The 17826-nt window shown below is 65.0% G+C and carries 16 protein-coding genes; 4 read left to right on the top strand and 12 right to left on the bottom strand.

What is annotated here, in order from left to right:
* Window positions 1–43 precede the first annotated feature (43 nt).
* Window positions 44–493: a carboxymuconolactone decarboxylase family protein gene (locus ABIB56_RS13365; RefSeq protein WP_354569708.1), complete on the top strand. Its 450-nt coding sequence runs from the start codon at window positions 44–46 to the stop codon at window positions 491–493.
* Here the strand turns inward: ABIB56_RS13365 and ABIB56_RS13360 are convergent.
* From ABIB56_RS13360 to ABIB56_RS13345, 4 genes are all read right to left on the bottom strand, one after another.
* Complete coding sequence (locus tag ABIB56_RS13360) at window positions 490–2007, bottom strand: mannitol dehydrogenase family protein (protein ID WP_502917602.1); 1518 nt, start codon at window positions 2005–2007, stop codon at window positions 490–492. The two genes, ABIB56_RS13365 and ABIB56_RS13360, sit on opposite strands and share 4 nt — an antisense overlap.
* A gap of 43 nt (window positions 2008–2050) precedes the next feature.
* The gene (locus tag ABIB56_RS13355) at window positions 2051–2947 is read right to left on the bottom strand and encodes a carbohydrate ABC transporter permease (protein WP_502917601.1); all 897 of its coding nucleotides are present in this window, start codon (window positions 2945–2947) and stop codon (window positions 2051–2053) included.
* On the bottom strand, window positions 2944–3903 hold the full coding sequence (locus tag ABIB56_RS13350; RefSeq protein ID WP_354569707.1) for a carbohydrate ABC transporter permease: 960 nt from the start codon (window positions 3901–3903) through the stop codon (window positions 2944–2946). Before ABIB56_RS13350 ends, ABIB56_RS13355 begins: the two co-directional genes overlap by 4 nt.
* A 66-nt stretch (window positions 3904–3969) precedes the next feature.
* Window positions 3970–5334, bottom strand: a complete 1365-nt coding sequence (locus tag ABIB56_RS13345) for an ABC transporter substrate-binding protein (RefSeq protein WP_354569706.1) — start codon at window positions 5332–5334, stop codon at window positions 3970–3972.
* A 271-nt stretch (window positions 5335–5605) separates the two neighbouring features.
* Here ABIB56_RS13345 and ABIB56_RS13340 point away from each other — a divergent pair, with 271 nt between their 5' ends.
* Together ABIB56_RS13340 and xylB are read left to right on the top strand one after the other, a co-directional pair.
* Complete coding sequence (locus tag ABIB56_RS13340) at window positions 5606–6616, top strand: sugar-binding transcriptional regulator (protein WP_354569705.1); 1011 nt, start codon at window positions 5606–5608, stop codon at window positions 6614–6616.
* A complete protein-coding gene (xylB, locus tag ABIB56_RS13335; RefSeq protein WP_354569704.1) occupies window positions 6613–8028 on the top strand; it encodes a xylulokinase in 1416 nt (471 codons plus the stop codon). Before ABIB56_RS13340 ends, xylB begins: the two co-directional genes overlap by 4 nt.
* A 3-nt stretch (window positions 8029–8031) precedes the next feature.
* Here the strand turns inward: xylB and ABIB56_RS13330 are convergent, their stop codons facing one another.
* The 7 genes from ABIB56_RS13330 to ABIB56_RS13300 all read right to left on the bottom strand — a co-directional run bounded on the left by ABIB56_RS13330 (window position 8032) and on the right by ABIB56_RS13300 (window position 15544).
* A complete protein-coding gene (locus ABIB56_RS13330) occupies window positions 8032–8820 on the bottom strand; it encodes a TrmH family RNA methyltransferase (RefSeq protein WP_354569703.1) in 789 nt (262 codons plus the stop codon).
* 112 nt (window positions 8821–8932) lie between these two features.
* On the bottom strand, window positions 8933–10405 hold the full coding sequence (locus tag ABIB56_RS13325; RefSeq protein WP_354569702.1) for an NAD-dependent succinate-semialdehyde dehydrogenase: 1473 nt from the start codon (window positions 10403–10405) through the stop codon (window positions 8933–8935).
* A gap of 33 nt (window positions 10406–10438) precedes the next feature.
* Window positions 10439–11017 (bottom strand): isochorismatase family protein, encoded by a 579-nt coding sequence (locus ABIB56_RS13320; protein ID WP_354569701.1) that lies wholly within the window; start codon window positions 11015–11017, stop codon window positions 10439–10441.
* Between the two features lie 187 nt (window positions 11018–11204).
* On the bottom strand, window positions 11205–12914 hold the full coding sequence (locus ABIB56_RS13315; protein ID WP_354569700.1) for a D-alanyl-D-alanine carboxypeptidase/D-alanyl-D-alanine-endopeptidase: 1710 nt from the start codon (window positions 12912–12914) through the stop codon (window positions 11205–11207).
* 40 nt (window positions 12915–12954) lie between these two features.
* A complete protein-coding gene (locus ABIB56_RS13310) occupies window positions 12955–13938 on the bottom strand; it encodes a Gfo/Idh/MocA family protein (protein WP_354569699.1) in 984 nt (327 codons plus the stop codon).
* 55 nt (window positions 13939–13993) lie between these two features.
* The gene (locus ABIB56_RS13305) at window positions 13994–14872 is read right to left on the bottom strand and encodes a hypothetical protein (protein WP_354569698.1); all 879 of its coding nucleotides are present in this window, start codon (window positions 14870–14872) and stop codon (window positions 13994–13996) included.
* A 192-nt stretch (window positions 14873–15064) separates the two neighbouring features.
* Window positions 15065–15544, bottom strand: a complete 480-nt coding sequence (locus tag ABIB56_RS13300; protein WP_354569697.1) for an Lrp/AsnC family transcriptional regulator — start codon at window positions 15542–15544, stop codon at window positions 15065–15067.
* 101 nt (window positions 15545–15645) lie between these two features.
* On the opposite strand from ABIB56_RS13300, the gene ABIB56_RS13295 reads away from it, so the two are divergent.
* Complete coding sequence (locus tag ABIB56_RS13295; protein ID WP_354569696.1) at window positions 15646–16545, top strand: ketopantoate reductase family protein; 900 nt, start codon at window positions 15646–15648, stop codon at window positions 16543–16545.
* 56 nt (window positions 16546–16601) lie between these two features.
* Here ABIB56_RS13295 and ABIB56_RS13290 read toward each other — a convergent pair whose 3' ends face one another.
* Window positions 16602–17819 carry a serine hydrolase domain-containing protein gene (locus tag ABIB56_RS13290; protein ID WP_354569695.1) on the bottom strand — a complete coding sequence of 406 codons (1218 nt, stop codon included), beginning with the start codon at window positions 17817–17819 and terminating at the stop codon, window positions 16602–16604.
* Between the last annotated feature and the right edge of the window lie 7 nt (window positions 17820–17826).

Below are 17826 nucleotides of genomic sequence, written 5' to 3'. Positions count from 1 at the left end.
CGCGCGTCACAATCGGACACAGCACCCAACCAAGGAGACCGCAATGACCGAACGCACCAGCCTCAACACCGTCATCCCCGATGGCTACCGCAAGCTCATTGCCCTCGACTCGTACATCGGTGCGAATATCGAGGAACCGATCAAGGACCTCGTCTATCTCAGGGCCTCGCTGATCAACGGCTGCAACTACTGCGTGCACGAACACTCCGTTGATCTGCAGGCCGGTGGCATGCCGGTGCGCAAGATCTTCACTGTCACGACCTGGCGTGAGTCGAGCTTCTTCGACGAACGCGAGCGCATGGCCCTCGAGCTGACCGACGCGATCACCAACATCGCGGGCGGGGTAAGCGACCAACTCTGGGAGCGCGCTCACACGGTGTTCAGCGAGAAGCAGGTGGCCGATCTCATCCTCGCGATCGGCACCATCGCCATCTGGAATCGCATCGGCATCAGCACCCACCTGCCAACGGCACCGCTCGACGAGAGGGACTAGACCTCGCTGTAGTGGGTGACCGTCGCGTGGGCGCCCTTCTCGAACAGCGAGTTGAGAGCCTCGAGATAGGCCGTGACGAAACGTTCATTGTTCGCGAGGTCACCGAACAGTTTCGTATTTTCGATGAAGGCCGTCGGATGCTGCCGTTGTGACCGGGCAAGCGGAACCAGCTCATCAGCCAGCCTGTCGACCACGGTGATCGCCTCACCGCTCTCGTCGGTCCCCTCCGCATAGCGCGCCCAGCTGGCCACGATGGCCGCGGACCGCGCGATCTCACCGCCCGACTCGAGCTGTGCTCGCACCACGGGAAGCAGCCACTTCGGGATGCGGTCGCTCGACTCCGCGCAGAGTCGCGCGAGAGTATCGCGCACCTCCGCGTTGGAAAACCGCTCGATCAACGTGTGCTGGTAACCGTCCAGGTCGATTCCCGGTACCGGAAGAAGCGTCGGAGTGGCCTCCTCTTTCATATACGCGAGAAGGAATGTGGTGATCGCGGGATCGGCGCAGGCTTCGTGTGCATAGCGATAACCGCTGAGATAGCCGAAATAGCACAGCCCCTGGTGGCTGGCATTGAGCAGACGGAGCTTCATCAACTCGTAGGGCTCGACGTCGCTCACCACCTGCACCTGGGCATCCTGGTAGGGCGGGCGACCGAGGCCGAAGTCGTCCTCGAGTACCCACTGGAAGAACGGCTCGGCGACGACGGGCCATGCATCGTCGATACCGAGAGTGTCGCGCACCTCGGCACGGTCCGCGTCCGAGGTCACCGGAGTGATGCGGTCGACCATGGAGTTCGGAAAATGCACGTTTGCGTTCATCCAGTCGGCGAGTTCCGGGTCGATGAGGCGAGCGAAGGCGGTGAACATCTTTCTCGCGACCTGGCCGTTGCCCTGGATGTTGTCGCAGGACATCACCGTGAACGGCTCAAGGCCGCGTTCCCTGCGTCGCTGCAACGCGGCCGCCACGAGGCCGAAGACCGTCTTCGGCTGCGCGCCTGGCTGCAGGTCGTGCCGCACATCGGGGTTGCTCGCATCGAACTCGCCCGTCACCTGGTCGAAGTTATAGCCGCCCTCGGTGATGGTGAGCGAGACGATGCGGATGTCGGGCGACGCCATCTTCTCGACCACAACATCCGGATCGTCCACAGCCAGCAGGTACTCGATGATGCTGCCGATCACTCGAGCTTCGCGGTGCCCGTCCGGATGCTTGAGCACCAGGGTGTAGAGGCCGTCCTGCGCATCCATGACCTCCTTCATCCGGCGGTCCTGCTCGAGTACGCCCACGCCGCAGATCGCCCAGTCACTGGCCTCCCCCGCACTGAGCAGGTCGTCGACGACCATCGCCTGGTGCGCGCGGTGGAACCCGCCGACGCCGAAGTGCACGATACCGGCGGTGAGCGTCGAGCGATCGTAGCTCGGTACTGTCACCACGCCGCGCTCACCGATGCCCGCGAGAGTCTCGTTGTTGAGCACGACCGGGTTGGTGTTTGTCGCGGTACTGATGTGGTCAGTCACGGTGTTGCCTCCTTATTGCTAAACGATGATTCCATCTGCGCGATCACTTCACCGCGCCGAGCGAGAGTCCCTGCACCAGCTTGTCCTGGGCCGCGAAACCGGCGACCAGCACGGGGAACGACACGGCGACAGCCGCCGCGCAGACCTTCGCCAGAAACAGCCCCTGGCTGGTCACGAAGCTGGTGAGGAACACCGGGGCCGTGATCGCCTGGGTGCTCGTGAGCACACTTGCGAAGAGCAACTCGTTCCAGCTGAAGATGAAACAGATGAGTGAGGTCGCGGCGATGCCGGGCCCCGAGATCGGAATGATGACCCTGCGGAAGATCGTGAAGAGGTTGGCCCCGTCGATGGAGGCCGCTTCGAGGATCTCCACGGGTATCTCCGAGAGGAATGACCGCATCATCCAGACCGCGATCGGCAGGTTCATCGAGGTATAGAGGATTACTAGCAAGATCACACTGTCGAGCAACCCCGTGGCCTTCGCGATCAGGTAGATCGGCAACAGGCCAGCCACCATTGGCAGCATCTTGGTCGAGAGGAAGAAAAACATCACGTCGGACCACTTGCGGATGGGCCTAATCGATAGCGCATAGGCGGCGGGAAGCGACAACACGAGCACGACTGCAGTGGAGAACACGCTCGCCATTGCCGAGTTGATCAACGCCGGCCACGGGCTCGCACCGCTGTTCGCCCCGAAGAAGTTCGCGTAGGCATCGAGGGTGAGAGGCGCGAACAGAGACGGCGGGTTCGTAGCAGCCGAGGTCTCGCTGTGCAACGAGGTCAGCACCATCCAGAGCACCGGCGAGACGAAGAGCAGTCCGACGATCCAGGCCAGGAGGCCGAGCAGCATTCCGCGCTTAGTGCGTGGTGGGCGCTCGCGCGCCATCTTGGCCCGCGCGATCGAACGTCGGGTCTGCGTAATGGTCGCTGTCGCGGTCATCGGTTTTCCTCCTTGAGAAGGGTTGAGACGGAACGCAACGCGAAGGTCGCAATCAGGATCGATCCGATGACGACCACGACGCCGGCCGCGGAGGCTGCCCCGTAGTCGTGGGCCTGGAAGAACTGCTGGTAGATCGTGTACGGCAGGTTCGCAGTGCCGAGACCACCCGAGGTGATCGTGAAGACGGCATCGAAATTCTGCACAATGTAGATGGACCCGAGCAGCGCCGCCAGCTCGATGTAACGGCGCAAATGAGGCAGGGTCATGTAGCGGAAGATCTGCCAGGATGTCGCACCGTCGACCCGCGCCGCCTCGATCACGTCGAGCGGGCGACTCTGTAGCCCGGCCAGCAGGATCAGCATCATGAACGGCGTCCACTGCCAGATGAGTGCCGCCTCGACGGCGACCAGCGGCTGGTCAGTGATCCAGTCGGGCTGGGGCGCCGCGGCACCAAAAAGGCCGAACACCCAGTTCAGAGCACCATTGAAGAGACCGTACTCAGGATTGAACAGGGCATGCTTCCAGAGGAGTGCCGCCGCCACCGGCACCACGAGGAATGGCGCGATCAGGATGGTGCGCACAAAGCCGCGACCCCAGAACTTGCGATCGAGCAGCAGCGCGATGAGCAACCCGAGAACCGCGCTGACCACCACCACAACGACGGTCAGGATGATCGTCGTAAGCACTGAGTTGCGCATGTTCGTGTCGGTGAAGACGTTGATGTAGTTGTCGAGCCAGCCGAACGCAATGTCGTTGGGGTAAAGAGAGTTCCAGTTGATGAAAGAGATGATGATGGTGGCAACGAAGGGCAGCTGGGTCACCAGGACGAGAAAGATCAGCGCGGGCAACAACGGAGCCCTTCGCGCCCATCCGGTCGCCCGTTCCAACGCCTTGCCGCGCCGTCGCGGTGCCGGACGGCTGCTGCCGACCCGTTTCTGTTCGACTACTGCAGTCATATGAATCCTGGCTCCATCGGATGAGGGTGGCGGCGAAGCGCACTCCGCCGCCACCTGCACGTGCTGTTACTTCGTGTACTTGTCCGAGACCTTCTGGGCGAGGACCTGGCCCTTCTTCAGCGCATCCGCTACCGATTCCTTGCCGGCGATAGCGGAGCTGACATCCTGGGACACCTGAGTCGCCATGTCGGCGAATTCGGGGATCGCGACAAACTGGATGCCGGGAGCCGGGCGAGCCTGCACGCCGGGGTTGGCCGGGTCGACGCTCTTGATTGCGTCGACGGTCTGCTGATAGAACGCGCTCGCCGACTTCTGGTATTCGGTGTTCTCATAGGTGGAGGCACGCTTGCCTGCCGGCACCCGCGACCAGCCGAGATCCTTGCCGACGGTCTCCTCATATTTTTTGCTGGATGCCCATGCGATGAACTTGGCCGCGGCGTCCTGGTGCTTCCCCGCCTTCTCGATCGCGAACGCCCAGGTGTACAGCCATCCGGAGCTCTTGGTCTCCTTCACCGGCGCCGCGACATAGCCGATCTTGCCCGCGACGGGCGAGTCGGATGCCTCGAGCGAACCTGCGGCCGAGGTCGCGTCATACCACATCGCCACCTTGCCCTGCTGCAGGTTATTCAGGCACTCGGTAAATCCGGCCTGCGGCGCACCGTTCTCGCCGTGAGCGTTGATGAGGTCGACATAGAAGTTGACGGCCTCTTCGAACTTGGCCGAGTCGACGCCGGGCTTCCAGTTCTTCTCGAACCAGGTGCCACCGAAGGTGTTCACCACGGTGGTGAGCGGTGCGAAGATCTGGCCCCAGCCCGGCTGTCCACGCAGGCAGATGCCCTTCATGCCGGGCTCGACGCCGTCGACCTTGGCCGCGAGATCCGCGACCTCCTGCCAGGTCGGCTTCTCCGGCATGGTGACGCCAGCCTTCTCGAAGACGTCCTTGCGGAACATCAGGAAGGAGGATTCACCGTAGAAGGGCTCGGCGTAGAGCTTGCCGTCCTCGGCGGTGAGCGCCTGCGTCATCGCCGGCAGGATGTCGGACTGGTCGAAGTCCTTGCTTTTCGCGACCGTATCGTCAAGCGGCGACAGCCAACCGTTCTTGGCGTAGGACGGCACCTCGTAGTTGCTGATCGTCGCCACGTCGTACTGGCCGGCCTGGCTGGAGAACTCCTGGCTGATCTTGGCGCGGACATCGTTCTCCGGCAGCACCGTGTAGTTGACCTTGATACCGGTCTTCTTGGTGAAGTTGTCGGCGGTGAGCTTCTGTAGGTCCACCATCTGCGGGTTGTTCACCATCAGGACATTGACCACGTCCCCGCCGCCCGAACCCGACGTGGAGCCTCCGGCGCCTCCACATCCGGTCAATGCGAGCGCTGCGACGACGCCGATCGAGGCCGCCGTCACAAGCGTCTTTGCTTTACCGTGCTTCATCACTCATTCCTCCAACTGTCTGTACTGCGTGTAGTGGTGCATGGTCGTTCGCGGGGAAAGCCGACGGGCGCCGAGTCGCGCTGGAGCCGAGGGACTGCGGGGAGAACGCGAAAGCGTGTCGTATCCCCGGAAGGTTCGAGTGAAGATCGTGCACCATTGCATCCCTTGTTTGCTCATTTGAGAGATCAATCTCAGATGTGAAGAGCATAGGCCGCCCGACTCAGAAGAGCAACCGCGCTCAAATGAGCGCTCAATGAGAGACAATGGAAGCATGTCCAAGGATGCGCAAGCGAGTGGTGACTCCAGGCCGCGACCTGAACTCGACAGGGCGATGCAGATCCGGCTCGCCGATGTTGCTCGTGCCTACTATCTCCACCGGCGCTCCAAGGTAGAGATCGCTGCGGATTTCGTACTGAGCCGCTTCCAGGTGGCCAAAATGCTGGATGACGCTCTGGAGTCCGGAGTCGTCTCCATCACCATCAGGGACCCGCGCAATCGCATCTTCGGGCTCGACGAGCAGCTGTCAGACCTGCTGGGCATCGCGAGAGTCCGTGTCGTGGAGTTGGTCGAGGAAGACCGTCCGGAGAACGCGGAACAGCTCGGCCGGGCGGTGATGGACATCCTCAAGGAGATGGCCCGTCCACGCATGACGATTGGCATCTCCTGGTCCCGTGCCCTCGATCTCGCTGTGCGTTTCCTTCCCGACCTTCCGCCGTGCGACATCGTGCAGCTGGCCGGCGCGCTACAGGTCAACGGTGCGGGATTCCTGCCCAGGGTCATCGCACAGCTCGGCGAGAGCCCCGGCATCCACACCTATCCGATCTCCGCCCCTCTCGTGGTCGACGAGAAGTCGACAGCGCTCGACCTGATGCGCCAGTCGGAGATTGCCGAAGCCCTCGCTCGTGCCGACCATCTCGATCTCGCGGTGGTCGCGATCGGGGCCTGGAAGCCGGGAGAATCCTCCGTATGGGAGAAGGTGTCACCCGCGGATCGCGACGCAGGGTCCGCCGCGGGTGCGGTCGCCGAGATCTCGGGCAGGCTACTCGGGGTCGACGGACAAGCCGTGCACACCGGCCTCGACGAGCGCACAATCGGGGTTCGCATCGAGCAGTTGGTCGGAGCATCCGAGGTGATCGCGGTCGCCAGGGGTGTGGGACGACTGGAGGCGGTGCTGGCGGCGGCGAAGGCCGGGATCGTCACCTGCCTGGTGCTCGATAGCGCACTTGCCGCCGCTATTCTTGCCACTGACAGCGCCCACACCACCGCGGAGGAGAAGAAGTGACACTGGTCGCCGGGATTGATTCATCCACGCAGAGCTGCAAGGTGGTTGTGGTCGATTCGGACACCGGATTGTTGCTGCGCAGTGGGCGGGCGAGCCACCCCGACGGAACCTCCGTCGACCCGGAGCTCTGGTGGAACGCCCTTCTCGCGGCCATCGCGGATGCCGGAGGACTCGACGACGTGGTCGCGCTATCCATCGCCGGACAGCAGCACGGCATGGTGTGTCTCGACCAGCACGGCGCGATCGTGCGACCAGCACTGCTCTGGAACGACACGCGATCCGCGGAGGCGGCGAGTGACCTCGTCGCCGAACTGGGTGCGGAATTCTGGGCGACCACCACGGGCAACGTCCCCGTCGCCTCCTTCACCGCCACCAAGCTGCGCTGGCTGCGCGACAACGAAACGCAGAATGCGGCACGCACAGTCGCGGTGGCTCTCCCCCACGACTACCTCACCTGGCGGCTGCTGGGTTTCGGGCCCGCGAACCCGGATCTCACAGCGCTGGTCACCGATCGTTCGGATGCCAGCGGCACCGGCTACTGGTCGCCATTCGACAACGCCTACCGCCCGGACCTGCTCGAGAGATCGCTGGGGCGCACGGTGATCGTGCCACGCGTGCTACCCCCGGACGAGGCAGCCGGCACGACGGCCGACACCGTGCCTGGCATTCCATCCGGGATACTCGTCGGGCCAGGCGCCGGTGACAATGCGGGCGCGGCGCTGGGCCTCGGCGCAGCCAGCGGCGATGCCGTCATCTCGATCGGAACGTCGGGGACGGTCTTCGTGGTCGCCGACCGGCCCATTGCCGACCCGACGGGAACCGTCGCCAGTTTCGCGGACGCCTCAGGGCTGTTCCTGCCACTTGTCGCCACCCTCAACGCCGCACGGGTCATTACCGCGGCCACCAGCCTGCTCGGTGGTGATCACGACGACGTTGCTACCCTCGCCCTCACCGCCCTACCCGGAGCATCCGGCGTCGTCATGCTGCCCTACCTCGAGGGGGAACGCACACCGAACCTGCCGAACGCCAGCGCGTCGATGCACGGGTTGACTCTCGCCAACACCACCCCCTCGAACATCGCCCGGGCAATGATCGAGGGAATGCTGTGCGGTCTCGCCGACGGCCTTGACTCCATCACCGCGCAGGGCCTGTCGGTGAACCGCGTCCTCATGATCGGCGGAGGAGCGAAGAACGCCGCCGTGCAGCACATCGCGCCCCAAATCTTCGGCATTCCGGTCACCGTTCCCCAGGCCGCGGAGTACGTCGCCGTCGGCGCTGCCCGCCAGGCCGCCTGGGTCCACTCCGGCACGCTCCCACAGTGGGCGCTGGCGGAGAGCGAGGTGTTCGCGGAGGCAGAGGAGCCGATAATCCGCGAGCAGTACCGCGCAGCACAGCGATCGCTCGGCTATTAGGGCTCAGGCCAGCGCCCACATCGCCACGGCACTCGCGGCTGCGACGTTGAGTGAATCGATGCCGTGCGCCATCGGGATCTGCAGGATGGTGTCGGCCGCCTCGAGCGCTTCATCCGTAAGACCTTCGCCCTCTGCGCCGAGCACGAGTGCGAGCTTCTCCGGTGCTGCGAAGTCGCGCAGGCTCACGGCATCGGGGGTCAGCGCCATCGCCGCGATGTGGAACCCGGATGCCGTGAGCAGTTCCCTGGTCGACGTCCAGTCGCCGAGCCGCGTCCACGGCACCTGCAGCACCGTGCCCATCGACACCCGGATCGCGCGCCGGTAGAACGGGTCGGAGCAGCGCGGGGTGACGAGTACCGCATCCGCGCCGATCGCCCCCACCGAGCGGAAGATCGCGCCGACGTTTGTCGGATCCGCCACATTTTCGAGGATCACCACGCGCCGGGCATCTCTCAGCAACTCCTCCGGCGCCGGCAGCGCCGGGCGGTGCATCGCGGCGATGAGTCCGCGATGCAGGATGTACCCGGTCAACTCCTCGAGCAACTCGCCAGGGCCGGAGAAGATCGGTACTTCGTCGCCGACCAGGGTTCGCGCATTATCCACCGTGTTGCCGAGAGCCAGCACGGAACGCGGAACGTGCCCGGCGCGGAGGGCACGTTCGAGCACGAGCGCCGACTCGGCGATGTACAGGCCGTGCTCGGTGCCGCGCGCTTTGCGCAGCGCGACATCCGTCTGGTGCGAGTAGTCGGCAAGGCGCGGATCGGTCAGGTCCGCGATCTCGATGACGCTCATCTGTTCCCTCCGAAAACGCAGGAGATCCGGATTGTTTCGCGGAGTTGCGGCGCAGAAGTACGGCATAACCGCCCGATGTCCTGCGTTTTCGGAGCGCGTTCAGACATCGCTGTCACACGAAGGGATCCGGCGTGAGCACGTATTTCGTCTCGAGGTATTCGCCGATGCCCTCAGCCCCGCCCTCACGGCCGAGTCCTGACTGCTTCACCCCGCCGAAGGGCGCCGCAGCGTTCGACACCACGCCGACGTTCAGGCCCATCATGCCGGTCTGCAGGCTCTCGACCAGTCGCTGGCCGCGGGCGAGGTCGCGGGTGAAGACGTAGCTCACCAGGCCGTACTCTGTGTCGTTGGCCTTCGCCACGGCATCCGCCTCATCGGTGAAGGTGACGATCGAGAGCACAGGACCGAAGATCTCCTCACGCAGGATGTCGCTGCCGGCCTGCACCTCGGTGATCACCGTCGGCTCGTAGAAGGTTCCGATGCCCTCGACCGCGGAACCTCCGGTGAGGACGCGGGCGCCCCTCGCGACGGCGTCGCGCACCAGCGTGTCTGCCTTGCTGACGGCGTCCTCGTTGATGAGCGGACCGATTCCGACGCCCTCCTCCGTGCCCCGACCGATGGTGAACTGTGTGACCCGCGCGGTCACTCGCGCCGCAAAATCTTCGGCGATCGATTCGTGCACGATGAAACGGTTGGCCGCCGTGCAGGCCTGGCCGACGTTGCGGAACTTGGCGAGCATCGCGCCATCCACCGCCTTCTCCAGGTCGGCATCCTCGAAAACCAGGAACGGAGCGTTGCCGCCGAGCTCCATCGAGGTGCGCAGCACATTGTCTGCCGCCTGTTTGAGCAGTCGCACGCCCACCGGTGTCGAGCCGGTGAAGCTCAGCTTGCGCAGGCGTGGGTCGGCGATGATCGGCGCGGAAACCTCGCCGGAGGTGGAGGTCGTGACGACGTTGAGCACGCCCTTCGGCAGCCCTGACTCTTCCAGCAGTTTCGCGAAATAGAGCGTCGTGAGTGGGGTGAGCTCCGCCGGCTTGACGATGGCGGTGCATCCCGCAGCGATGGCGGGGGCGATCTTGCGGGTGGCCATCGCGAGCGGGAAGTTCCATGGCGTGATGAGGAATGACGGCCCCACCGGCAGATGGGTCACGATCATGCGTCCGGTGCCCTCCGGGTTGACCCCGTAGTGACCTCCGATCCGCACGGCCTCCTCGCTGAACCAGCGGAGGAATTCTCCACCGTAAGCGACCTCACCACGGGCCTCTGCGAGCGGCTTACCCATCTCGAGAGTCATCAGCATGGCGAACTCGTCGGCACGTTTCTGCAGCAGATCGAAGGCTCCGCGCAGGATCTCCCCGCGCACCCGCGGTGCAGTCGACGCCCAGCCGTCCTGAGCAGCGACGGCCGCGTCGACGGCCCGTGCGCCATCCGCGACCGAGGCGTCCGCGATCGTTTTGATTACGAGACCGGTGGATGGGTCGTGCACCTCGATGGCGCGACCAGAGGTCGAATCGACCCAGTCCCCGCCGATGAAGAGCAGGTCGGGCACCTGTGCCAGCAGTTCGGATTCTTGCGCAGCAGTCATGTGGTCGAGTCTAGTTTCGATCGCGGACGGCGATCAGGAGTGGGTGACCGTCACGCCCGCGGCGGTGAGGTCCTCGAGCGCCGCCTCGCTTGTCTCGGCTGCGACGCCGGCGACGAGGTCGTCGAAGACCCGCACCCTGCGTCCGGTGCCGAGCGCGTCCAGCGCCGAGGCCAGAACGCAGTAGTCCGTTGCGATGCCGACGACGTCGATCTCGTCGACGCCGAGTTCGTCCAGTTTTTCTGGGACGGATGCGCCGTCATCCGTTGTACCCTCGAAAATCGAGTACGCCGGCTTCCCCTGGCCCTTGTGCACCTCGACGGTCACGTCGGAGGTCTCGAGGTCGGGATGGAACTCTGCACCATGGGTGCCGGCGACGCAGTGCACCGGCCAGGTGCTCACGAAGTCCGGCGGCTCGGTCGTGGCGAAGTGCCCGCCGTTGTCGTTGTCACCGTCATGCCAGTCGCGTGAGGCGAACACCTCGTCGTAGCGTTCCGGATGCTGCGACAGATACCGTGAGATCCCTGCGGCCACCGCGTTGCCGCCCTCCACTCCGAGCGCACCGCCCTCGGTGAAGTCGTTCTGCACATCGATGATGAAGAGCGCGCGGGTCATCCACCCAGTCTAGATTTCGATCCGCTCGCCGCGAGTGCCAAATGCGCGAGTGCCAAATGAAGGCCTCGCGGGGGTGCAGCCGATCCTCGGCCCCGGAAAGTCGGGACCGCCCCGTCCGCGATGCCTTCATTTGGCACTGGAAACATCGCGGAGACGCGATTGAAACCGAACGAGGAGGGCCTGCCGATCAGTTGTTCGACAGGTTGTTTCCGCAGCTGAATGCTCCGGCGGTGATCGTGTCGAGCGCCGGCTGGGTTCTGCTGTTGATCGCTCCGAGCGCGTAGAACGCGAAGGAGAGCAGCGTGCCGTCGGAGGCGTGAATGACACCGGCGAGCGCGTACTCGGTCTTGATCCATCCGGTCTTCGCGCTGATCGCACCGCGGGCGACCGCATTGGCTCCGGTGAACCGGCTGGCCAGCGTTCCCGTCTTACCGGCGACCGGCAGCGCATCCAGGATGATGTTGAGGTTCTGGCCGCCGCCGGCAACCTTGGCCATCAGCTGTGCGACGAAGGTGGCAGGCACGGCATTGTTGTTGCTGAGCCCTGAGCCATCGCGGATGACGACGCCTGTCGGCTTCAGTCCGTAAGACACGAGGGCGTTCGGGATGACCTTCGCCAGTGAGGCGGACGAGCCGTTGTCGCCAGCCACCTTCGAGGTGACCCTGGCCAGCATCTCGCCGAGCGTGTTGTCGGAGACCGGCAGCATCTGGCCGATGAGGGTTTTGACGGGCTGGGATTTGACCTCGCCGAGCGGGGTCGCTCCGGCTGGAGCGACCCCCGTTTCGACCTTAACGTCGCCAAGCCCCATCGCCGAGATGAAGGCCTTGCCTGCATCACCAATCGGGTCGTTGCTGCGCGGACTGTCCTGGGCGCGCGCGTTCGCGCGGCTACCGTCCACCATCAACGCGGTGACCTCTGGCTGGTAACCCTGGGTCTGTTCGCTGCGTTCCCAGCTCGGGTCCCAGTTGTCGGCAGGATCCCAATACGACGAGTCCAGTATGACTTTCGTCACCTCCGCGCCGACCAAGCTGCTCTTCACCTTCGCGGCCAGATCGGTCATCGTCGGCGCGCCCTTATAGACGCTGCCGCCGCCCGCACTCAGGGTGGGATCCCCGCCGCCGACGAGAACGATGCTGCCGGGCTCTGCACCGGCCACCACCTTCGTGGAGAGCTGGTAGTCCGGACCGAGCACCGCGAGTGCCGCAGCCGACGTGAGCGTCTTGAGCACGCTCGCCGTGCGTGACGGTGTCGCACCATTGCGGTCGAAGAGCACCTCGCCGGTCGTGGCGTTGATCACGCTGCCCTGGAAGGTGAGGAGGTTCGGATCGGTCGCCTTGGCGGCGATGGAGCAGGTGCGCAGGTGGGTCGGATCCGCAAGAGCTGCCGGCACCGGGCGGGGCGGCGGCGTGGTCGACTTGGGGGTCGGTGATGGCCCCACGACCTTATTGGGCGACGCCGACGCGGATGACCCTGCAGCGACGCCGGCGAAGACCGATCCCGTGCCGAGGAGCACGAACACCACGGCGGCGGCTGCGATCAGCCAGGCTTTCGGATGCTGCGAGATGGCGGCGAAGACGCCCTTGCGATCGGCGGGCGATGTGGCCACGGGAACAGGCCGCGAGATCAGCTCGGTCGCGCCGGCAGGCGGCGCCTGGGCCTCGGGTCCGACGGCTGCGATCCCCGGCAGCAGTTCGGTGGGTTCGGCGGCGGGAGTGGCATCGGAGGCCGACCCGGTCGGCCCCGCCATGGGAGTAATGCCAGGCAGAAGCTGGGTGGCCTCGGCATCCTGCACCTGGGCGGCCTCACGCGCCTCGCGACGGGTCTGCGGTTGGTCCGTCGGCCCTGTCGGGGTCGGGTTTTGCGGCTCGGTCGCCTCTGGATCTCGGGGGTCGGTCACCGATCCATGATAACCGGCGACACTGTGCGGCCCTCGATCGCTATTCCTGCGGGTATTTCAGACCGATCTGGCGGCGAATCTCGTCCAGCGTCTCCATGATCTGCAGCGACTCCGAGGGAGGCAGGATCGTGCCCTCGGTGAGGCCGGCAGCAACGAGTCGTTCCACCTCCCAAGCCTGGAACTGCATCCCTCGCGTGCGCACCGGCTGCTCGAAACGCTCGACCACCGTGTTCTCGCTGTCGAAGACGGTGAAGGAGGTCGGCATGTACCAGACCGAGTCGATCTCGATGCGCCCCTCCGTGCCGATGATGACCGCCGTGTTCGGCCCCAAGGTGTCGAGGGCGGTGTGGAGCACGGCCTGCTGGCCATCGCCATAGCCGAAGACGATCGCGTCCTGACGGTCGACGCCGGTCTCGATGAAGCTTGAAACGGCATTCACCGAGGTCGGCACACCGAACAGGTCGTAGGCGAAAGACACCGGGTAGATGCCGAGGTCGAGCAGTGCGCCACCGCCGAGGGCCGGGTTGTTGATGCGATGCTCTGGATCTTTCGGTAGGTGCTGGTTGTGGTCGGCGATGAGGGTGCGCACATCGCCGAGCGTGCCGGCGGCGATGATCTCGCGGATGCGGAGCATGTGCGGAAGGAACCGGGTCCACATCGCCTCCAGCACCACGAGCTTGTTCGCCGATGCGACGCCCACCACCTCGCGCGCTTCGGCGGCGTTGAGGGTGAACGGCTTCTCGACCAGCACGTGCTTGCCGCCGCGAAGCGCCAGCATGGCACCTGAGGCGTGGAACGGATGCGGCGTCGAGACGTAGATCACATCGACATCCGGGTCCGTGACAAGGGCCTCATAGCTGCCGTGGGCATTCGGAATATCGAACTCGGCCGCGAAGGAATCCGCCGACTGCTGGTCACGCGACCCGACGGCCGTGACCGTGAAGCCATTACCGACCAGGTCTGCGGCCTGCGCGTGTGCGATCCCACCGGTGCCGAGGATGCCCCAGCGAATGTTTCCCGACATGTCTCCCTCTCGGCGGCGCTATCGCAGCATCCGCCTGGAGAAACCTAACACCGGATCAGCAGCCGCCCCAGCGTGCCGCGGCCCGGGTGAAGCTCGCCGATTCGTTCGGGATGCCACCGTGAGTCATGGCGAAGTAGATGCAGACGCCTGCGGTGCTTCCGGTGACCGTCGGCCGGTACAGCGAGGCCCGGTGGGCCAATGAGTCCCACCACTTCTGGGCGACGGTTGCGCCGCTGTTACCGGATCCGCCAGCCAGGTTTCCGTCGCAGCCGACGCTCGGAAGCCCGTCGCTGCGAACCGAGCCCATGTGTCCCCAGGCGCTCGACGGGTCGGTACTCGGGTCTTCCGCGATCCAGAACAGCCGCTGTTCCATGCAACCGTCGTAGCGGAAGTTTCCGGAAGGGATCGGCTGCAGACAATTGGCGATCCGGATGGCGTTGAACTTGGCGGAGAAGCCCTGGATATCGGCGGTGGTCGTGCCACCGACTCCACCAGGCGAGGTGCGACCCGGCGCGCTTCCGCCGCCGCCTCCGCCGGTCGGGCATGAGGACCCGGCGGCCGCTGCTGCGGCACGACGCTGCGCGGTGCCCTGTGCGGCCGCGACCTTCGCCGAGCCGCCCTTCGACGTCGTCGGCGGAACGATGACAATCGGAACCGGAACCGGTTTCTGCGCCATGTGCTCGGTGTCCACGCTGAGGTTCGGGCCGACCTTCTTCTGCGAACTCGCGAGAACCGCGTTTCGTCCGGCGAAGGCCGAGAGCGTGGAACCGCTCGTCTGCCGTGGGGGGATGGGAGTGGTCGCGAAGATCGGCGCAGTGCGATTGGATGCCGCAGCTGTCGTGCTGTCGAGACCCGGCCCGCTGCCACCGACGAAGGGGAGCACGAGTGTCAGCACTGCGGTGATGACCACCGTCAACAGCGCGAAACGCTTCATTGCAGATTCCCCCGAATACTGGTCGGACACGTACCCCACTTGAGCTGTCCTGGCACAACGCTATGCCTGGCCGAGAGCACTCACAAGCAAATACGGGACTCTGGCCCTCAAACCACCCCCGGAATGGGGGCGTTTCGCCTCGCTACATTCCCCTCGAAGAGGGGGTGGAAGCGGCGTTTTGTCCCCCAAGCGCTACCGTTCCCGCGGCAGGGAGTGCCTCTCGAGCAGGGGGGCCATCCGGCTCGGAACGACCTCGACCATGGCGAGAGTGGTACTCGCTCGCGCGACCCCTTCGATGGTCAGGATCTCGGTGGTGATGCGATAGAGGTCGGCTGCGTCGATCGCGACGACGCGCGCGAGCAGGTCGCCATCGCCGGTGATCGCGTGCACTTCGAGCACCTCGGGAATGCGTTCGAGACCTTCAGTCACGGATGACGGCGCACTCTGCGTCGTCGAGAGCGTCATGAAGGCCAGCAGGCTGTAACCCAACGACACCGCATCCACGCGTCGGCTCGGTTTGCCCATCAGTCCGCGTTCGGCCAGCCTGGTCAGGCGTGAGTGGATGGTGTTGCGTGCCAGTCCTAGTCGCTGCGATAGCGCGAGGGTGGTCGCCTCCGGCTCATCGTCGAGTGCGAGAAGGATGCGAGCGTCGGTCGAATCGAGACCTGCCATGGTGCATCATCCATTCCCTGTGCAATTCGCTAAATTGAGCACTGTGCGCAAGTAATTCTAACGATTTGCGCACCTGCTCGATGATGGCCGATTCTAGTGACATGAGTGTCCATTGTCACGCGCCACGAGACGTCCGTCCGTCGATCGCAATCGTGGGTGCCGGGGCCATCGGCACGGTGATGGCAGACGCCCTCGCCGTGAGCGCCGAGGTCATACTGTGCCGCAGGAACCGCGCGGAGCCGATGAGCCTGCAGATCGACGGCGAGCGCCGCGTCGTGGATGCCGCCATCGCGAGCACGGCATCCGGGCTCGACCCCGTGGACTGGGTCGTGATCGCGACGAAGGCGCAGGACACCGCGGCTCTCGGCGAATGGCTCGACCCACTCATCGGCGATGAAACCTGCGTCGTCATCCTGCAGAACGGTATCGGTCACGCGGAACGCATTGCCCGCTGGGTGCCGGAGGATCGCATCGTTCCCGGGATCGTCTATCTCGTCGCAGAGAAGACCGGCCGCGACCTGGTGGTCTGCCGCGATGCGATCGGCATCGCGCTCCCCAACACGGCGCTGGCACAGAGCTTCGCCACGCTGGTCGGCGAGACGGTTCCGGTGCGCCTCACCGAGGACTTCGCGGCAGAAGCCTGGTCGAAACTGATCATGAACGTGGCCCTCAATCCGCTCACGACGCTGACCGATCGTACGATGGAGGTCACCGCCGACCCGGCCCTGCGCCCGGTGGTACAGGCCCTGCTCAGTGAGGGAGTGACAGTCGCAGAAGCCGAGGGAGTGCGGATGTCGCAGGACGCCGCCTCTACTCTCCTGGCCCACCTCGACCGCCTCCCCCGTGACGGATCCACCTCCATGCAGCTCGATCGCCGCAACGGACGCCCGCTCGAGTACCGTTTCCTGACCGGCGCGATCCTCTCGGCAGCCGAGCGTCATGCGGTTTCGGTGCCCCACCTGCGGACAATTCATGGTCTACTCGGCGCGCTGACGGCCTGACGGCTCTCGAGCCGCCCGACAGGAGCGTTCGCGCACAATAGCCAGTCGACACACCCTCAGCTGATCGCGTCGGCCATGAGCTGCTGGGTCCTTAGTTGAAACGGCGGCGCGGCCGCGGACAGCAGCTGCACGAGACCGACAAAGAGCAGGTCGTTCTCCGGATCGACCCAGAACCAGGTTCCGGCGGCGCCGTCCCACTGGTAGGTCCCGACGCCCACCGGCACGCCGGCCAACAACGGATCGGTGAAAACGGCGCCGTCGAAGCCGAACCCGAATCCCGGCCGGATGCGCTGGTTGCCTACGCCGAATCCGCCGTTCAGGATGTCGTCGGAGACGTGGTTGGCCATCTGGAGTTTCAGGCCTTCCGCGCTCACGACGCGTGCACCGTCGAACTCGCCCCCGTTAAGCAGCATCTGGGCGAAGCGCGCGTAGTCGCCGATCGTCGACAGGAGACCCGCCCCTCCTGACGCCATCGAGGGAACCGCGTCAAAATCGGGGAGCAGCGGATTGTCGAGGACCGTCAGCGGGGCACCCTCACCACTGGAGTAGAGGGTGGCCCTGCGGGCGACCTTCTCCGGCGGGGTGAAGAACGCGGTGTCGGTCATCCCCAGCGGCGCGAAGATCTGTTCATCGAAGAACTCCGGCAGCGTCATCCCCGTCAGCCGCTCGATGATGGCACCCTGGATGTCGACCGACAGGCTGTAGAGCCATTCCGTTCCCGGTTGGTAGGCAAGCGGCACCGTGGCGATGCGCTGGACCAGTTCCCTCAGGTTGCCGGATTGGTTGACCTGCGCCGCGCCGTACAGCCTGTCGATCGCGCTCTGCGGATCGGTACCGTAGCTGAACCCTGCGGTGTGGGTCATGAGTTCGGACATCGTTGGCGCATGATGCGCGTCTGCCACCGTCGGAGCGCCGTCAGCATCCAGCCCGATAAGAACCTTCGCTCCTTCGAGCTCCGGAAGGAATTTCGCGATCGGGTCCTCGGGTTTCCAGAGGCCTCGATCGTGCAGGATCATCATGGCCACACCGGTGACCGGCTTGGTCATCGAGAAGATGCGAAAGATCGTGTCGAGCGCGAGTGGTTTGCGGCTGGCGATGTCGTCGAGTCCCATCACACTTCTGTGCACCCTGCGACCGTGCCTGGCCACGAGAGTGACGGCACCCGCCAGCCTGCCCTCGTCGATGTATCCCTGAATCGCGGCATCGATTCGAGCGAGCCCCTCGGACGACAGCCCCTCGTCTTCCGGCCTCGACGGTTCCAGCGTGCGATCCATGAGCGTG

This window comes from Glaciihabitans sp. UYNi722, assembly GCF_040549465.1.
Taxonomy (GTDB): domain Bacteria; phylum Actinomycetota; class Actinomycetes; order Actinomycetales; family Microbacteriaceae; genus Lacisediminihabitans.
Note: the sequence above shows the minus strand (reverse complement) of the source record. Positions and strands in the feature narration are given on the sequence as shown.